Origin of the sequence: Bacillus sp. DJP31, assembly GCF_049310945.1 — a bacterium.
Classification (GTDB): domain Bacteria; phylum Bacillota; class Bacilli; order Bacillales; family SA4; genus Bacillus_BS.
This window is the reverse complement of record NZ_JBMERO010000001.1, coordinates 363882-381567: the sequence shown is the minus strand read 5'-3', so window position 1 is coordinate 381567 and position 17686 is coordinate 363882. Positions and strand designations below refer to the sequence as shown.

At 37.6% G+C, this 17686-nt stretch carries 18 protein-coding genes; 15 read left to right on the top strand and 3 right to left on the bottom strand.

The annotated features are described in order from the left end of the window. Window positions 1-11: 11 nt before the first annotated feature. Complete coding sequence (locus ACOI1C_RS01935) at window positions 12-1250, bottom strand: nucleotidyltransferase (protein ID WP_422507427.1); 1239 nt, start codon at window positions 1248-1250, stop codon at window positions 12-14. 173 nt (window positions 1251-1423) lie between these two features. Here ACOI1C_RS01935 and ACOI1C_RS01930 point away from each other — a divergent pair, with 173 nt between their 5' ends. From ACOI1C_RS01930 to ACOI1C_RS01915, 4 genes are all read left to right on the top strand, one after another. Continuing rightward, on the top strand, window positions 1424-1936 hold the full coding sequence (locus ACOI1C_RS01930) for a YceD family protein (protein ID WP_422507426.1): 513 nt from the start codon (window positions 1424-1426) through the stop codon (window positions 1934-1936). A gap of 32 nt (window positions 1937-1968) precedes the next feature. Continuing rightward, window positions 1969-2142 carry a 50S ribosomal protein L32 gene (gene rpmF, locus ACOI1C_RS01925; protein WP_422507424.1) on the top strand — a complete coding sequence of 58 codons (174 nt, stop codon included), beginning with the start codon at window positions 1969-1971 and terminating at the stop codon, window positions 2140-2142. An 82-nt stretch (window positions 2143-2224) separates the two neighbouring features. Beyond that, window positions 2225-2998 (top strand): enoyl-CoA hydratase/isomerase family protein, encoded by a 774-nt coding sequence (locus ACOI1C_RS01920; RefSeq protein ID WP_422507422.1) that lies wholly within the window; start codon window positions 2225-2227, stop codon window positions 2996-2998. 104 nt (window positions 2999-3102) lie between these two features. Further along, complete coding sequence (locus tag ACOI1C_RS01915) at window positions 3103-3711, top strand: RsfA family transcriptional regulator (RefSeq protein WP_422507420.1); 609 nt, start codon at window positions 3103-3105, stop codon at window positions 3709-3711. Between the two features lie 45 nt (window positions 3712-3756). Here the strand turns inward: ACOI1C_RS01915 and ACOI1C_RS01910 are convergent, their stop codons facing one another. Continuing rightward, a complete protein-coding gene (locus ACOI1C_RS01910; protein WP_422507418.1) occupies window positions 3757-4233 on the bottom strand; it encodes an N-acetyltransferase in 477 nt (158 codons plus the stop codon). Further along, complete coding sequence (locus tag ACOI1C_RS01905; protein WP_422507416.1) at window positions 4215-4352, bottom strand: hypothetical protein; 138 nt, start codon at window positions 4350-4352, stop codon at window positions 4215-4217. Before ACOI1C_RS01905 ends, ACOI1C_RS01910 begins: the two co-directional genes overlap by 19 nt. Before the next feature lie 349 nt (window positions 4353-4701). Here ACOI1C_RS01905 and ACOI1C_RS01900 point away from each other — a divergent pair, with 349 nt between their 5' ends. From ACOI1C_RS01900 to ACOI1C_RS01850, 11 genes are all read left to right on the top strand, one after another. After that, window positions 4702-6036 (top strand): acetyl-CoA carboxylase biotin carboxylase subunit, encoded by a 1335-nt coding sequence (locus tag ACOI1C_RS01900; RefSeq protein ID WP_422507415.1) that lies wholly within the window; start codon window positions 4702-4704, stop codon window positions 6034-6036. A gap of 24 nt (window positions 6037-6060) precedes the next feature. Beyond that, a complete protein-coding gene (locus tag ACOI1C_RS01895) occupies window positions 6061-6273 on the top strand; it encodes a biotin/lipoyl-containing protein (RefSeq protein WP_422507414.1) in 213 nt (70 codons plus the stop codon). A gap of 21 nt (window positions 6274-6294) precedes the next feature. After that, window positions 6295-7836, top strand: coding sequence for an acyl-CoA carboxylase subunit beta (locus ACOI1C_RS01890; protein WP_422507412.1), 1542 nt, complete (start codon window positions 6295-6297; stop codon window positions 7834-7836). A 130-nt stretch (window positions 7837-7966) separates the two neighbouring features. After that, the gene (locus tag ACOI1C_RS01885) at window positions 7967-8902 is read left to right on the top strand and encodes a 2-dehydropantoate 2-reductase (RefSeq protein ID WP_422507411.1); all 936 of its coding nucleotides are present in this window, start codon (window positions 7967-7969) and stop codon (window positions 8900-8902) included. 2 nt (window positions 8903-8904) lie between these two features. Continuing rightward, window positions 8905-9288, top strand: a complete 384-nt coding sequence (locus ACOI1C_RS01880) for a DUF3397 domain-containing protein (RefSeq protein ID WP_422507409.1) — start codon at window positions 8905-8907, stop codon at window positions 9286-9288. 87 nt (window positions 9289-9375) lie between these two features. Then, a complete protein-coding gene (gene bshC / locus ACOI1C_RS01875; RefSeq protein WP_422507407.1) occupies window positions 9376-11010 on the top strand; it encodes a bacillithiol biosynthesis cysteine-adding enzyme BshC in 1635 nt (544 codons plus the stop codon). A 256-nt stretch (window positions 11011-11266) separates the two neighbouring features. After that, window positions 11267-11698 carry a division/cell wall cluster transcriptional repressor MraZ gene (gene mraZ, locus ACOI1C_RS01870; RefSeq protein ID WP_422507634.1) on the top strand — a complete coding sequence of 144 codons (432 nt, stop codon included), beginning with the start codon at window positions 11267-11269 and terminating at the stop codon, window positions 11696-11698. A 36-nt stretch (window positions 11699-11734) separates the two neighbouring features. Next, entirely contained in the window at window positions 11735-12670 is a 936-nt protein-coding gene (gene rsmH, locus ACOI1C_RS01865) for a 16S rRNA (cytosine(1402)-N(4))-methyltransferase RsmH (RefSeq protein WP_422507405.1), read from the top strand. Window positions 12671-12698: 28 nt separating this feature from the next. Next, window positions 12699-13064: a cell division protein FtsL gene (ftsL, locus tag ACOI1C_RS01860; protein WP_422507403.1), complete on the top strand. Its 366-nt coding sequence runs from the start codon at window positions 12699-12701 to the stop codon at window positions 13062-13064. 175 nt (window positions 13065-13239) lie between these two features. Then, window positions 13240-15498 carry a penicillin-binding protein gene (locus tag ACOI1C_RS01855; RefSeq protein WP_422507401.1) on the top strand — a complete coding sequence of 753 codons (2259 nt, stop codon included), beginning with the start codon at window positions 13240-13242 and terminating at the stop codon, window positions 15496-15498. 253 nt (window positions 15499-15751) lie between these two features. After that, a complete protein-coding gene (locus ACOI1C_RS01850; RefSeq protein ID WP_422507399.1) occupies window positions 15752-17680 on the top strand; it encodes a stage V sporulation protein D in 1929 nt (642 codons plus the stop codon). The last annotated feature ends 6 nt before the right edge of the window (window positions 17681-17686 follow it).

Genomic DNA, 17686 nt, shown 5'->3' with positions numbered 1-17686 from the left:
GTTCTTCCCTTTTACACGAAAATTTTTTCTTTTTCATCAAATTGAATGGGAGGGGTAGAATATTCTAATTGATGCCAATCAGAACGAACAGGCTCATCGAAAATCATACCATAAGTATGTGATGCTTTAATGTCTAATTGTAGCATTTCATTAGAGTTCTGTTTTAGTTTTGAAATCAAAGGCAAAGTGAACTCTTTTTTATTTTGTTGCAAATAGGCTCGGCCAGTCTGACTCATTCCCAATAATCGAATGTAGGTAGCATTATTGCTTGTCACTCTTTTCATACTAACCTTTGTGGTGTTTGTTAATATATGTGTACACACTCTCTGAAGTCTCGTCCAAGTGTATCTTTTGGTCTTTACTTTTATCATAAATTCATTGAAAGATGTTGCATCCTTAATTTGAGAAATAAACCGATGCTCTAGGCCTTCCTCAACTTCATATATGGCTTTTAGTTCTTCAGGGGAAGAGGTCAGTACTTTATACTTTAAAAGCTGAAAATAGGCTTCCCAATGATGGAGCTGTCGAAAATCCGTCATATATTGATTCAATTCTTTAAAGGTTGTGTCGGGAACAAATGAACGAACATCATCTATTGATTTATTAGATGAAAATAGAGCCTTTCGAATACTTGTTGCACTTGCGATTGTAGGTGATTGAAAGTGTTCATCATGATAGTTAGCACCTGTACGAATAATCGTTTTTGGGATAATTTTAGCCTGCTGATCAACAATGGCTTTTATATAATGGAAACCGAGAATGTTGTTCGGTTGACTTAAATCGACCCCATCATCTTTTAAGGATAAAGCTTGGAATGCTTTCGAAGCGGACGTCGGAAAGCTATTCCCCTCTTTAAGGTAGATGTGGAGGTAAGAATTAAATTCTGTTTCATAGTCTTTCATTACCTGTACAGTATGTATGAATGGATCAAGAGATCCAGATTCACTGCCAAAGCAAACTTCATCAACGCCCAATCCTTCTAAAATGGAAATGGAACCATTTGCAAATATCTCTGCTTTCTGAGTGGAGAAGGCATATGGAAGTTCAATGACAAGGTCAACTCCAGCAAGCAAAGCCATCTTTGTTCGGGCCCATTTGGAAACAAGAGCTGGTTCACCACGCTGTAAGAAATAACCGCTCATCACAGCCACTATACAGTCTGCATTCGTCACCTTCCTGGTTTGCTTTAAATGGTAGAGATGACCGTTATGAAATGGATTATACTCTACAATTACTCCTGCCGTTTTCATAAATAAACTCCTTTCAACATAACCGTAAGACTAAGGTAAGAGTGGGACTGGCATATTAAAGAAAAACATGTTAAAGTATAAATTGTAATTTTAACTATACTGTAAAGAAATTTTATTGACAATTATATTATATAAGGGCTATAATTATTTTTGTTGCCTTGAGGTGATTAATTATGAAATGGCATGTACATCAGTTAAGCAAGTATCAGAATAAGCCACTCACGATTGATGAGATGGTCGATTTAAGTGAACTGAAGAAGAGAAATCACGAGATAAGAGACGTATCTCCAGTGCATGTTACTGGTAAGGTTGACGTTAGTAGTGATAAAGCAACTTTTCAGTTGCATCTAACAGGGAAACTTGTGTTACCTTGTTCGAGAACCTTAGTAGATGTTGATTTACCTTTTGACATCACAACAACAGAGCATTTTATGCTTAAACCCACAGAATTTGCGGGTGATGAGGATTTTTATCAACCTCAAGGAGAAGTGATTGACTTACTACCCGTTATAGAGGAAAATATTCTTTTAGAGATTCCCTTGCAAATTTTTGCGGAGAACCCTAATAAAGAAGAGAGTGCTCCTCAGTCAGGTAAGGATTGGCAAGTCATAACCGAACTTGAAAATAAAGAGAAAGTTGATCCTAGATTAGCAGGATTAGCGAATTTCTTTACAAAAGATGAGTAACTATTGTTGATTTTTTTAAGGAGGTGGGAACAATGGCTGTACCTTTTAGACGAACATCTAAAACTGCAAAGAGAAAGCGCCGTACACATTTTAAGTTAGTAATTCCTGGTATGGTAGCATGCCCAAACTGTGGTGAAATGAAATTAAGTCACCGTGTTTGTAAAGAGTGTGGAACATACAAAGGCAAAGAAGTAGTAAACAAATAATGAATTCTCTAAAGACCGTACTTGCTAAGTGCGGTTTTTTTGTGTTTAAAATAAGTAGAGTATGATGCAAGGAGGAATATCCATGGAAAAAACTAGAACTGAAATGAGACCAGATGGAATCGTTGTTTTTACAATCCAAAGACCTGCAGTTCGTAATGCTATCGATTTTGACGTGATGGAGAATCTAAAGAAAGTTATACAAGAGGTTAAAGAAAATGCCGCTTGTAAGGCTCTCGTTATAACAGGGAACGGAGAGGAGGCCTTTTGTTCAGGAGGTGATTTATCTGTTTTTCATGGACTACATACGAAAGAAGAAGCCTATTCTATGCTATCAAAAATGGGTCACATATTATATGAATTATTGACCTTAAATCGTCCAACAATTGCTTTATTAAATGGAGCAGCAGTTGGAGGAGGTTGTGAACTAGCGACTGCATGTGACTTCCGTATCGCTAGAAGTGGAGCGAAATTTGGCTTCGTTCAAGGGAAATTAGGTATTACAACAGGGTGGGGTGGAGGAACGATGCTACTCCAGAAGCTTACCTATGATAAGGCCTGTCAGTTACTATATTCGGCTGGGACTTATACGGTTGAATATGGAGAACAAATTGGGTTTATTCATAACCTTATCGAAGATCCAAATTGGAAAGATGCTGGGATAAGATGGACTGGAGAGCTTGTCTTAAACAGTTCGCCAGCAGTGTTATCAAGCTACAAAGAGATAGCTGTAAGAAAATGGATAGACTTACATATGAAGGATAGAATGTTGATAGAAATTGAACAATGCTCAAGGTTATGGGAGAGTGATGAGCATCATAAAGCAGTGGAAACTTTTTTGCAGAAAAAACATAAGTAATAGACAAAAAAGAAAGAAATTTATTCAATGCTAGAGTTTACTATGTCTATCTTTTCTCCTAGTCGCATATGTATGAAATAAAAAAGTGACTAGGAGGGTATACCATGACAACTGTTCGTCAGGATGCTTGGACCCAAGATGAAGATTTATTATTAGCAGAAGTTGTACTTCGATATATTCGTGAAGGTGGGACACAATTAACTGCATTTGAGGAAGTAGGGAGAAAGTTAACACGAACGTCTGCAGCATGTGGATTTCGCTGGAATTCATATGTAAGAAAACAGTATAAACAAGGAATAGAACTGGCGAAAAAACAAAGAAAAGAGTTAAAAACAGAAGGTTCCTTCCAAAAATTTCCTAGTATGGAAATACCACCATCAATTGAGAAAGAATCCACTTCACAAGAGAAATCATTGTCATTATCTGATGTTATTCAATATCTACATTCTTATGAGCAATCAGGAGATTTGAAACAGCAAAACCAACAACTGATTGAAAAGGTATCCATGATTGAAGGTGAAAATGCTAGACTAATGCGAGAGAAAAAAGAAATGGAAAAACAATTACTCTTAGTGAAAGAGGACTATAAAGCCTTGATTGGTATTATGGACCGAGCAAGAAGAATGATGATGCTTCAAGACGATGAACAGGGTCATAGGCAAGTGACGTTTCAAATGGAACGAAACGTAAACATTGAACGAGTAGAAAAATAAGTAAAAAACAGCTGAATTCATTGATTCAGCTGTTTTTTTATAAAACTACCTAACTTGCTCTTTAACCCCTTCTGGATACCAAACCAATGGGTTTTCGCCTAAATCTCGTTCCATATCGTAAGAGACTGGAGTAAAGCCCAAATTGCTCCAAAACTCTTGTGATTTAACACGCGGGTTTGTTTTTATTGGGAGCTGATAGCTTTTCGCAAAATTAACAAGTGCTCTTCCGAAACCTTTTTGTTGGTAGTCAGATAATACCTCAAGCTTCCAAAGCTCTAAAAAATCCTGAGCAGGTTCAAAATATTTATCGAATTTCTTATCAATTCGATATAAGCTCATTCTTGCTACTAGCTTTTCACCGAAATAAATTCCGAAAAAGGGTGATTCGCTATCATTTTCCATTATATTGTCCTGAAGATCCTCGAGCATAGATAGTTCTTGTAATCCGTACTCTTTAAATCTTTTAAACTCTTCAATTGTTTTATAATTAATACGAAGCCTTTCTACCTTAAATGAACCCATTCAAGCTCCCCCTCACATATAGTAAATATCTCTCTTAGAGGGTGTTCAAAAAGTCCGGCAAAAATAGCTTCAAATTTCTTCGTCAGCTCGTCTCTCCGCTCCTCACGTATACAAAACATACGCGCAGGAAGCTCAAGACTTCGCTTCCTCGAACTTCTTTGCTCTTTTTGTCCTCCTTTTTGAACAGACTCTCTTAGTAAAGATATTTACGAAATAACATAATAAATATTCCATTATACAAATGAAAAATTTTATATAACACTATGTTTCTTCTCTACATTATTATACAAGATAACAAAAAAAACTGCATTAATTTCAGAAAGCGTTTACAATAAAAGAAGGATTTTTATAAAAAGTAAAGAAATAGTAGTGGTATGTTTATTTTTATATAAGGCTAAAGAATTCCATTTGCTACTTACTTTTTGCCCTAAAACATTGTATTTTTAATGGAGGAACGGAGCTGATTGTTTGAAAAAGATATTGATCGCTAACAGAGGAGAAATCGCACTTCGAATCATTAAAACGTGTCAAAGATTAGGTATTGAAACGGTCGCAATTTATTCTGAGGCAGATGCAGATTTACCTTATGTAAAAGAAGCGACTGTCGCATATTGTGTTGGGGAACCACCTGTCTTAAAATCGTATTTAAATGTAGATCTAATCGTTGAAATCGCTCAAAAGGAAAATGTAGATGCAATCCATCCTGGCTATGGGTTTTTATCGGAAAATGCAGGTTTCGCTAATAGGATTGAAGAAAAGGGAATCAAATTTATCGGACCGAGTGTAAAGACAATCGCTCAAATGGGTGACAAGGTAGTCGCAAGACAAACGATGAAAAAGGTTGGTGTTCCGGTCGTACCTGGCAGTGAAAATGAACTGAACAGCATAGATGAGGTTTGTGCTGTTGCGATGGAAATTGGATATCCTGTCATGTTGAAAGCCAGTGCGGGTGGCGGTGGTATCGGGATGCAAAAGTGCGAGAACGAAGAAGCCTTGCGAAAAGCTTACCAAACGACAAAAGGTCGAGCTAAGGCATATTTTGGTAATGATGATGTCTTCGTAGAGAAGTTCATTGAAAATGCTAGACATATAGAAATTCAAATATTTGGTGATTCTCATGGAAACATTGTTCACCTTTTTGAACGAGACTGTTCGATCCAACGTCGAAACCAAAAGGTAATTGAAGAATCGCCAAGTCCATTTCTAACACAGCAAAAAAGGCTTGAAATGTGTCAATCTGCTGTATTGGCGGCGCGTTCTGTGGACTATGTGAATGCAGGTACAATTGAATTTGTCGTCGATGAAGACGGGAACTTCTATTTCTTAGAAATGAATACAAGATTACAAGTTGAACATCCAGTTACAGAGATGATTACTAATTTAGACCTAGTTGAATGGCAAATCCTAGTTGCTAAGGGTGAGGAATTGCCTTTAAAGCAAACGGAGATTAATCAAGAAGGTCATTCAATAGAATTTCGTTTATATGCAGAGAATCCTGAAACATTTATGCCATCACCAGGTAAAATTACAGAATTCAGCTATTCACTAGGCGACGGTGTTCGATTAGACTTAGGGTATAAGAGTGGATCAACAGTCACACCTTATTATGATCCTATGATTGCGAAGGTTATTGTCCACGGGCATGATCGACAGGACGCGATTCAAAAGGCCAAGCTTTTCTTTAGGGATCTATCTATTAGTGGTATTAAGCACAATGGGCCATTATTTGAAGAAATATTAAATGACGAAGCCTATCAGAGTGGAAAATACACTACTTCTTACTTGGCAAAACAAAAAACATAATACAATTATTTGGAGGTAATGGAAATGAAAGAAATCACAGCAACGATGGCAGGAACAGTATTAAATGTATTAGTTGAAGGTGGACAAAACGTATCAGCAGGTCAAGAGATTATTGTTCTTGAATCAATGAAAATGGAAATTCCAATTGAAAGTACATATTCGGGGGAAGTAGCTGAAGTCAAGGTCAATATTGGTGACTTTGTTAACGAAGGCGACATACTAGTAGTTCTGAAATAAACTCTTTGGGAGGGGATTGTTATGGTTAAGACTGAGCAGCTAGAACAGATATTAAATGAAAACCGTACTAAGATTGAAGCGGGTGGAGCTCCAAAATACCACGATAAATTAACTGAACAAAACAAGTTATTCGTTCGTGACCGCCTGAGTCTTCTATTTGATAATGGTGATTACAAAGAGGATGGGATGTTCGCTAACCATTCTGCAGGAGATTTACCAGCAGACGGTGTCGTTACAGCGATTGGGAAAATCAAAGGTCGGACCGTTTGCGTCATGGCCAATGATTCAACGATTAAAGCGGGCTCTTGGGGTGCAAGAACGGTTGAAAAGATTATCCGTATCCAGGAAACGGCAGAGAAGCTAAAAGTACCCATGCTATACTTGGTTGATTCTGCTGGGGCAAGAATAACAGATCAACTTGATATGTTCCCTAATCGTCGTGGCGCAGGTAAAATATTTTATAATCAAGTGAAGCTGTCAGGAATGATTCCGCAGATATGCCTATTGTTTGGTCCTTCTGCAGCAGGTGGTGCCTATATTCCAGCCTTCTGTGATATTGTCGTCATGGTTGATAAAAATGCATCCATGTATTTAGGTTCACCACGTATGGCTGAAAAGGTAATCGGCGAGAAGGTGACGCTTGAGGAAATGGGAGGAGCACGCATGCACTGTTCGGTTAGTGGATGTGGTGATATTCTAGCTCAAAATGAAGAAGAAGCAATTGCTCTTGCTAGAACGTATTTGGACTTCTTCCCAAGTAATTACAAAGAAAGAACAAAGTTAATTGAGGGTATTTCACCTAAGATAGGTAGAAGCTTAACTGAAATTGTCCCAGAAAACCAAAATGCACCATTCGATATGTACGAGGCTATTGATTCATTAATTGACGAAAATAGTTTTTTCGAAATCAAAAGATTATTTGCTCCTGAAATTGTAACTGGACTCGCTAGAATGAATGGCCGAGCAATTGGAATAATTGCCAACCAACCGAGAGTGAAGGGCGGCGTACTCTTTGTTGATTCGGCTGATAAAGCAGCTAAATTCATTACCTTATGTGATGCCTTCCACATCCCTCTACTGTTTCTTGCTGATGTTCCAGGATTTATGATTGGAACAAAGGTAGAGCGGGCAGGTATTATTCGCCATGGTGCTAAACTAATTGCAGCCATGAGTTCTGCAACTGTTCCAAAGATTTCTGTTATCGTTCGTAAGGCATATGGAGCTGGATTATATGCAATGGCAGGCCCTGCATTTGAACCGGATTGTTGTATTGCCTTACCAACTGCTCAAATCGCAGTAATGGGGCCAGAAGCAGCCGTAAATGCTGTTTACTCCAATAAAATAAATGAAATTGAAGATCCGAAAGAACGACTTCAATTTGTTCAGCAAAAACAGCAAGAATATAAAGAACATATCGATATTTATAAGCTAGCATCTGAGATGATCGTTGATGACATTGTAGCCGCTGCAGAGCTACGAGAAGTGTTAATTGACCGCTTCGGGTTGTATGAAACAAAAGATATTCCATTCGGTGAAAGAAAGCATCCTGTATATCCTGTATAAATAACTAAAGAAAACCCATGACTAATTAATCATGGGTTTTCTTTAGTAGTTTGAGTCAGGCAAGCAAAATTCTGTAAATATAATAAATTTTTAAAGGAATTCAGGCAAAACAGCTAAGAAGTTTGCTAAAATGAAACTATTAAATAGTAAAGGAGATTCATTTAAGATGAATATTGGGATTATAGGAGCTGGTTCAATAGGACTGCTTTTTGGAGCCTATCTTTCAAAAATGAATCATACAGTGACTCTTTATACTAGGTCTGTAGAGCAATCTTCAATCCTTAATAAGGAAGGTGTGTTAGTCGAATATGCCGCAAGTAGTTCCAGTTCACCTGTTCGTTCAATTTGTATCAAGAACGGTCTCCTCACACACGATGTTATCATTATTGCAGTTAAGCAGTATCATTTGCCTACCATCTTGGATGAGCTTAATTCAATTGAAGTGACTACTCCGCTGTTATTTATTCAGAATGGAATGGGGCACGTAGACTTGTTAAAGGACTTACCACATCAACAAATCCTGGTTGGTGTTGTGGAGCATGGAGCATTAAAGAAAAACGATTTTACAGTCATACATAGTGGGATTGGCGTAACTAAAATCAGTGTTTTTAGAGGGGACTACACCATTTTACATAGCTTACTATGGAGCGATGCTACTCCTCAGTTTCCATTCCAACTTTGTGAGGATTGGTACGAGATGCTTTTATCTAAATTAGTAGTGAATAGCATGATAAACCCTTTAACTGCATTATTCGGAGTGGAAAATGGACAACTCCTTAGTAATCCATACTTTTTCAAGCTGTTTCAGCAGCTCTTCGGAGAAATCAATTCCCTACTTCAACCAGGAGACCCCGAAATCTGGTGGAATTCAGTTATATCAATTTGTGAAAGAACAGCAGAGAATCGTTCTTCTATGTTACGTGATCTCGAACAAAAAAGGCCAACCGAAATTGAGGGTATAATAGGATTTCTACGTTCGCTACCTGCCTACAGTCACAAAAATCAACCAGTAATCAACTTTTTATATACAGGAATAAAAGGGTTAGAAGGGCAAAGGAGAAGATAAAAATGACTTCCTTTTTTTCAGGAGTTATCGCTACCATTATCACAGTCCCGTTATTGGGCTTTTTACTTTTGTTTACCGTATTTAGATTCATCCTGGAAAAGAAACGGAAAGCATTTCAGCTTTCAGTAGATCTTACGACTATTTTGCTTATGTATTCGGTTTATTACTTGGGACAAGTCATTTTCAATATTTCGTTCCTTTCCTATATTTTAATTTTCGTATTAATTATTGCCATTATATTTTTATTCTTACAATGGAAAGTAAACGAAGAAGTACATTTTTTGAAGGTTTTAAAAGGTGTGTGGAGATGTAATTTTTTATTTTTTCTCGTCTTTCATTTTGCACTTACCATTTATGGGCTGACTGAACGAATGAGGGAGCTTTAGTAGTGAGCAATTTTTTTTCCTTTTCACACTCCTAGTGCTATACTCTAGAAAGAAAATTCTAGAGATCCTAAGAGAGGAAGAAATTTCATGGATGTTTGTGAGCACACAATACCCCTTACCAATAAATTAATGGCTGATTACATGGAGAGTAACCCACATACTTCCTCCTTTTTTCACTATACTCCATATGAAATGAGCTCTTATGATGCACGTATAGAGGAATTAAATACATATGATTTTCCTAGAGAAGCATTAGTACAATACTTAGAAGCTTTTAATCAAAAAATTGATGCTGATGAAAAAACTCTCCACAACATACAAAGACTAGGAGATTCTACTAGTGTAGTCGTCATTGGAGGACAACAGGCGGGTTTACTAACAGGGCCTATATATACAATCAATAAAATTATTACGATTATCCAGCAAGCAAAGCAAATGGAAGAACGCCTAAATAGACCCGTACTCCCTGTGTTTTGGATTGCGGGTGAAGATCATGACTTTGCTGAAGTCAATCATACATTTATTGAAAAGAATGGGCAGATTCGCAAGCATTCAGTGGGTCAGAAATGGCCAAATAAATATTCCGTTAGTGATGTTGAAATTGACAAAACTGCCTGTATAAAATGGATTGAAAAGCTTTTTATTCATTTCGGAGAAACAGCTTTTACGAATAATATTATGGAAAAGCTATCAGGATGTTTAGATATTTCTACCACATATGTAGACTTCTTCGCGAGAATCCTATTTCTCTTATTTAAAGATACAGGTCTGATCTTAATTGATTCGGGTGATAAAGATCTGCGAAGAATAGAAGTTCCTTACTTTCAACGACAGATTCAACTTAATGCTGAGATTGATGAGGCATTGAATCGTCAACAAGCTAAATTGGTCGAATATAATCAAGACAAAATGATCGATACAGACTTTGGCACAGCCCATCTATTTTATCATGTGAATGGGGAGCGAATCCTCCTTCAACGTGAACAGCGTGATGGAATTGTTTATTTTGAAGGGAAACAAAAGGGATTTAGCTTTACTGAGTATGACTTGTTGAATCTTGTACAAAGTAATCCTGAGTGTTTTAGTAATAATGTCGTTACTCGTCCAATTATGCAAGACTTTTTATTTCCGACACTTTCCTTCATTGCAGGTCCTGGCGAGATCGCCTATTGGGCTGAGCTAAAAGAAGTTTTCGAAGTTTACGATAGAAAGATGCCACCCGTTTTTCCGAGGTTAGTCACGACCATAATTGAAGGTCCTGTTAGGAGAGATATCCAACATTTAAATATTTCCATTGACGAGATTCTTCAAAAAGGTGTAAGTGGTAGGAAAGAGGAGTATCTAGAGTTATTAAAAGACAGTAACATCACTGATGAGATCCAAGCTATGAAAAACGGATTGAATACCCATTATGAAGTGTTAAAGCAATCTGCTATAGGTATACATGATAGCCTATCTCATGTTGTCACAAAGAATGAAATCATCATACGCGATCAGTTAGACTATTTGGAAAAAGAGTTTTATAAACAAATTCAAAGAAAAAATAAAGTAACAATCCAACGATATGACAAAATACAAAATTCAATAAAACCAGATGGTCAGCCGCAAGAAAGAATGCTGAATATCTTTTATTTTGTCAATGTTTATGGATTTAGCATTATCACTCGTATACTAGAAGAGACCTCTTCATCAGAATATACTCATAAAATTCTTCACGTCTAATACCATTAGAAGCTCTCACTAACTGTGAGGGCTTTTTTGTTATACCTATTTCCTTTTCTCACTCCACTTCCCTTGAGGTTACTAAGCCAGAGGCTAAATGAAATATTTCCTCTTTCTACCTTCAATTTGTAAAAAAAATTGAATGAATACAAGATAACCTATTGCAGGATTATCATAAATGAGAGAGAATAATACTAATAAGTGGTGATTTGTGGGTGAAAGTGGTGGACGTTGGGTAGAGAGTGGGGTCATGGGCATGTTTATGGGCGAGTATCATCATAGTATTGACGCAAAAGGTCGAATTATTGTACCGTCCAAATTCAGAGATGACCTTGGTACTACATTTATCCTGACGAGAGGGTTGGACAAATGTCTATTTGGCTATCCAATTGAAGAGTGGAAGATCCTTGAAGAAAAGTTAAAAGCCCTTCCACTTACGAAAAAAGACGCCCGTGCATTTATTCGATTTTTCTTTGCTGGTGCCATTGAATGTGAAGTGGACAAGCAGGGGAGAATAAACATATCCGCACCTCTTGTGCAATATGCTGGGCTCGACAAAGAATGTGTTGTGATTGGTGTTTCAAACCGCATTGAAGTTTGGAGTAAAGACGGTTGGGACGATGTATTCTCTGATTCTGAAGAGTCATTTGCGGAGATTGCGGAAAATTTAATTGGATTTGACATTTAATCTTACAAAGATTCTAAGAAATTATGAGGTGCTCCCATGTTTGAACATAAAACTGTGTTGTTAGATGAAGCTGTTGAAGGATTAAATATTAAACCTGATGGACTATATGTGGATTGTACATTAGGCGGGGCTGGGCATAGCTTAGCGATAGTATCTAAGCTCACGAAAGGCGGAAAGCTTTTCGCATTTGATCAAGATAGTTTTGCTATTGAGACTGCAAAAGAAAGATTAAAAAGCTATCAGGATCAAGTGGTCTTAATAAAAAGTAATTTTGCCTATTTAAAAGATAGATTGGCTGAACTTGGTGTAGATAAAGTGGATGGAATTGTATTTGATTTAGGCGTTTCATCTCCGCAATTAGATTTACCAGAACGGGGATTTAGTTATCATAATGATGCCCCACTTGATATGAGAATGGATCAGCAATCTGACTTGTCCGCATATGATGTCGTAAATCATTGGCCTTATGAGAAACTAATTCGTATTTTCTTTCATTATGGGGAAGAAAAATTTTCAAAGCAGGTTGCCAGAAAAATTGAGGCATATCGTGAAACAAAACCTATTGAAACAACGGGTGAACTCGTTGAAATTATTAAAGATGCAATACCTGCTTTTGCTAGAAGAACAGGGGGACATCCAGCAAAACGTGTGTTCCAAGCAATTAGAATTGCCGTCAATGATGAACTACAAGTGTTTGAGGATACGTTAAAGGATGCGATTGGCCTGACCAAAAAAGGTGGAAGAATTAGCGTCATTACCTTCCATTCCTTAGAGGACCGTATTTGCAAAACAATTTTTAAAGAGCAATCTAGCGGGCCTGATTTACCTCATGGATTACCAATCATTCCTGAAGAATACCAGCCAATATTAAAGCTAGTGAACAGAAAGCCAATCGTTCCTTCTGATGAAGAACTAGATGAGAATAAACGTGCCCGGTCAGCTAAGCTTAGAATTGCAGAAAAGATGAAATAATCCCATTTACTAAAAGGAGGCAAACAGATTGAGTAATCTAGCCTATCAAATACAGCAACGTAGAAAAATTGAAGAACAACAACAACAACAAAAACAAATACAACACCCGACAAAAAAGAAATTACAAACTACAATGGGTGAAAATACACTATTCCTATTATTTGCATTTGTGGTTGTAATTGGAAGTATCGTTATGGTATCAAACAGTGCTAAAATATATTCAGTTAATAGTGAAATAAGTGAGCTACAAGTATCAATTGATACTCAAGTAAAGACTAATGCTGACTTGGATCAACAAGTTATGGAATTAAGTACATACAAACGTATCTGGACAAAGGCTCATGAGCTTGGATTAATGTTGAATGAAAACAATGTAAAGGTAGTTCAAGACTAATTAATGCCCTTTACTCCCTAATAATAAATTAGCGAAAAATAATACGATACAATTTATACTAATGTGTCCGCGAAAAGATACCCCAATACAAGCTTCATTACGCTGTATCGGCACTTCTTTTGAAAACAACAAACTAGAGTAAAAATAAGTATTTGTATTGTGAGCGTGGTCTAAAATGAAAACAAAAAGTAAAAATATAAACAGAGGAGCAGCTGTATTTTCAGTACTATTTGGCTCGCTCTTTTTTCTTTTATGTTTGCGTTTTCTATTTATCCAAATTACGGGAACGATTGACGGTCATGAATTACCTGTTATGGCTGAACAAAAATATTCAAAAACGGCTCCAATTGAAGCAGAACGTGGGAGTATTCTAGATCGGAATGGATTGGCTATTGCTCAGGATACTCCTGCTTACACTGTGATTGCCATTTTAAGTGAAGAACATTCAAAGGATTCGAAAGAAAAACGTCACGTAGTGGATCCTCTTGAAACAGCCGAAAAGCTCTCTCCATTGTTAAATGTGGAAACTAACACACTGTTGGAAACGCTTGAAAAGGGTATTAAACGTAAAAGCTTCCAAATAGAGTTTGGTTCGGCTGGTCGTGGTATTAGCTTTCAACAAATGCAAGAAATACAGTCATTAAGTTTACCGGGGATTATTTTCACCAAAGACACGAAACGGTATTATCCGAATGGAGATTTTGCCACCCATGTCATTGGATTTGCTCGGAAAGATGATGCTGGGAACGTTGAAGGGAAACAAGGGTTAGAACTCACACTAGAAGAATACTTAACAGAAAAAGATGGGGAGATTAATCGCAAAAGTGATCGAAATGGCATACCCATATTGTCTAAAAAAGATGAGATTATAGCACCTGTCCATGGCAAAAAGGTTTACTTAACAATCGATCAAAAAATACAAATATTCCTAGATGATGCGATGAATCGTGTTGTCGATGAATATGAGCCTGAGAACATTATAGGTATCGTAGCTGACCCTAATACGGGGGCAATACTTGCAATGAGTTCAAGACCAAGCTACGATCCGAATGAAATACCTGCAAATGCCTATATGTTAAATGATGCAATAGCTTCTCGGTATGAGCCAGGTTCAACCATGAAAATGTTTACCTTAGCCACTGCGATCGAAGAAGGGGTATTTAACCCGAATGAAACTTATCAATCAGGTTCGTATGTGGTTACAGGCACAAGAATAGGTGACCATAATCAAGGTAGAGGATGGGGGATAATTTCCTATTTGGAGGGATTCCAAAGGTCCTCTAACGTTTCAATGGCGAAGCTTGTAATGGAAAAAATGAATGGTGACGATAGACTATTTAATTATTTAGAAAGCTTCGGTTTTAATCAACCGACTGGAATAGATTTACCTGGTGAAGTAAGTGGAAAGATTCTATACAACTACCCAATTGAAAAAGTAACCACATCTTTTGGTCAAGGGACAACCGTTACACCAATTCAGCAAATTCAAGCAGCAACAGCCATCGCAAATGGTGGAAAGATGATGCAACCCTACATCATTGGAAAAATAGTAGATCCTGTAACGAACAAAATTATTGAGGATAGAGAGCCGGTAGTAGTTGGAACTCCGATTTCAGAAAAAACGGCTAATCAAGTGATGGATATACTTGAAACAGCAGTTTCCTCAGAAAATGGTACTGGGAATCCGTATCGTATCGAAGGCTATCAAATCGCTGGTAAAACGGGTACTGCGCAAATTCCAGATCCTAATGCAAAGGATTCAAAGCGAAGATATTTTTCAGGTCATGGAAACAATATCTTTTCATTTCTTGGCATGGCACCTAAGGAAAACCCAGAATTACTCGTCTATATTGCAGTGAAAAAGCCTAAGCTAACCATTCACCAATCTGGCTCACAACCAGTATCTGCAATATTTAATAGTGTTGTAAAAAATAGCTTACAATATTTAAAGATTAAGCCGACAACTACAAATAAGAGTGAAACAAGTCATGAATCAACAAAAAAACAAGTTGGAATGAAGCTTATTTCTTTTCTAGGACAATCAAAAGACAATACTCTAGCTGACCTTGCAAAGTTGGAAGTGAATACAGTAGTTATTGGTGATGGATCTAAAGTCATAGATCAAGTTCCCTATCCTTCAAGTATTGTAATGAAGGGTGAAAAAGTCTTGCTAAAGACAGACGGTGCATTTTCAATGCCGGACATTACGAACTGGTCTTTGCGCGATGTCATGAAACTAAGTGATCTATTAGGTTTGAAAATACATTTAATGGGTAATGGGTATGTAATCAAACAAAACATTCCTCCCGGTTCACCTATCATAGAAGGGGAACAATTGGTGATTGAACTCGACGTGCCAAAACCAAAACAAGAGGTACCACCGCAAACCGAAGAAAGTGAAAATATGGATAACACGGAAGAGCCCCTAAACTAGAGAGGCTCTTTCTTTTTGCATTACGAGTGTATTGATCTAGCTCCCGCGCCTAGCCCGCCTGAGGTCAAATAACCATGGGGGCAAGAAGTATTTTTGGCTTTTAGAACATTTGCTATGCCTGGGCGGAACAAGGAGCTTGCACTTTGCTTATAATGTTCTAATCCAATCTGTACAAGCATATGATGAATCGAGCCTATTAGATTGTACAAAAAATGGTTTTTGTACTTCTTTATATAAGGGGAGGATCAAAAAAATGCGTGTATCTAATGTAACAGTCAGAAGAAGACTACTTGTTGTTTTGACAGTTGGTGTTCTTCTTTTTACAATCATTGATTTTCGATTAGGTATTGTTCAGTTTTGGATAGGAGACTGGCTAACTGAGCGAGCAAAAAACTCTTGGAGTCGCAATATCCCATTTGAGCCTGAAAGAGGCGAAATTTTGGACCGCAACGGTGTTCCTCTTGCGACCAATATGAGTGCACCAACCGTTTTTATTATGCCCAAGCAAATTAAGAATCCAGCGGAGACTTCTGAGAAGCTAGCAGCTATCTTAGGTATGTCAAAGGAAAAAGCCTATAAATATATGACTCAAAAAAGCTATCTTGTAAGAGTTAATGAAGGTAGAAAAATTGCACATGAAAAAGCGAGAGAAATTCAAACTTTGGATATTGACGGTGTTTACATTGCGGAAGATTCAAAGCGTCATTACCCTAACGGTAGCTTTCTGTCACATGTTCTGGGCTTTGCAGGTGTAGATAATCAAGGATTAATGGGTTTAGAACTTTTTTATGATAAACAGTTAACAGGGGAACAAGGAAGTGTCCAGCCCTATATGACAGCTAAAAGTCAGCCAATGCCAAATCTATCGGCTGACTATGAGCCACCAAAGGATGGTCTGAATTTAAAGCTTACAATAGATTCTAAAGTTCAAACCATTATGGACCGCGAGCTCGATATAGCAGCAGCTAAGTATAACCCAGATGGAATGGTTGCCATTGCCATGGATCCTAAAACAGGGGCCATTCTAGGTATGGATAGCCGTCCTAATTTTGATCCTGCGAATTTCAGAAATGTGCCACAGGAAACGTACAATCGGAATTTGCCAGTGTGGAGTACATATGAGCCAGGTTCAACCTTTAAAATCATTACACTTGCAGCAGCTCTTGAAGAAAAAGAAGTGGATTTAGAGAAAGAGAGCTTTACAGATAATGGCTCTGTTAAGGTAGGAGGGGCAACTCTTCGTTGTTGGAAGAGACAAGGGCATGGACATCAATCATTTTTAGAGGTCGTTCAAAACTCCTGCAACCCAGGCTTTGTTGAATTAGGTGAACGTTTAGGGAAAGAGCGTTTATTTAAATATATAAAAGATTTCGGGTTTGGCCAAAAGACAGGTATAGATTTACAAGGGGAAGGTAGTGGAATACTTTTCAAGCTTAAAAATGTTGGACCTGTCGAACAAGCGACTACTGCTTTTGGCCAAGGGGTTTCGGTAACGCCGATTCAGCAGGTGGCCGCTGTAGCTGCTGCTGTAAATGGGGGGAATTTATTTACACCATATATCGCTCATGAGTTTGTTGACCCTGAGACGGGAGAGGTTGTGAGTAGAAACACTCCTGAGCTTAAAAGAAGAGTGATTTCAGAAGAAACATCCAAACAAGTAAGACATGCCCTAGAAAGTGTTGTTGCACAAGGCACTGGTGGGAAGGCTTTTGTAGAAGGTTACCGAGTTGGTGGAAAAACAGGGACAGCGCAAAAGGTAAAAGACGGTAGGTATATGGAAAATAATCATATTGTTTCATTTATCGGCTTTGCCCCAGCGGATGATCCGCAAATTGTCATCTACGTAGCAATAGATAATCCAAAGGGCACAACTCAGTTCGGTGGTGTCGTAGCTGCTCCAATTGTTGGAAATATTATAGGTGATAGTCTAAGAGCACTAGGTGTAGAGCCTCGAAAGGACCAAATTGAAAAAACAAAATATAATTGGCCTGATCAAAAACCGTTGGTTATACCAAATCTAATTGGATTAACAAAGAGTGAACTTACCCAACAATTATATAATTTTAAACTCGATCTTACTGGTGAAGGTAATGTTGTCATCCAACAATCTCCAGTAAGTGGTACGAAAATTGAAGAAGGCTCAACCATTCGAATATATCTTGGTCACTCCAACAAAAATTAAAGAAAA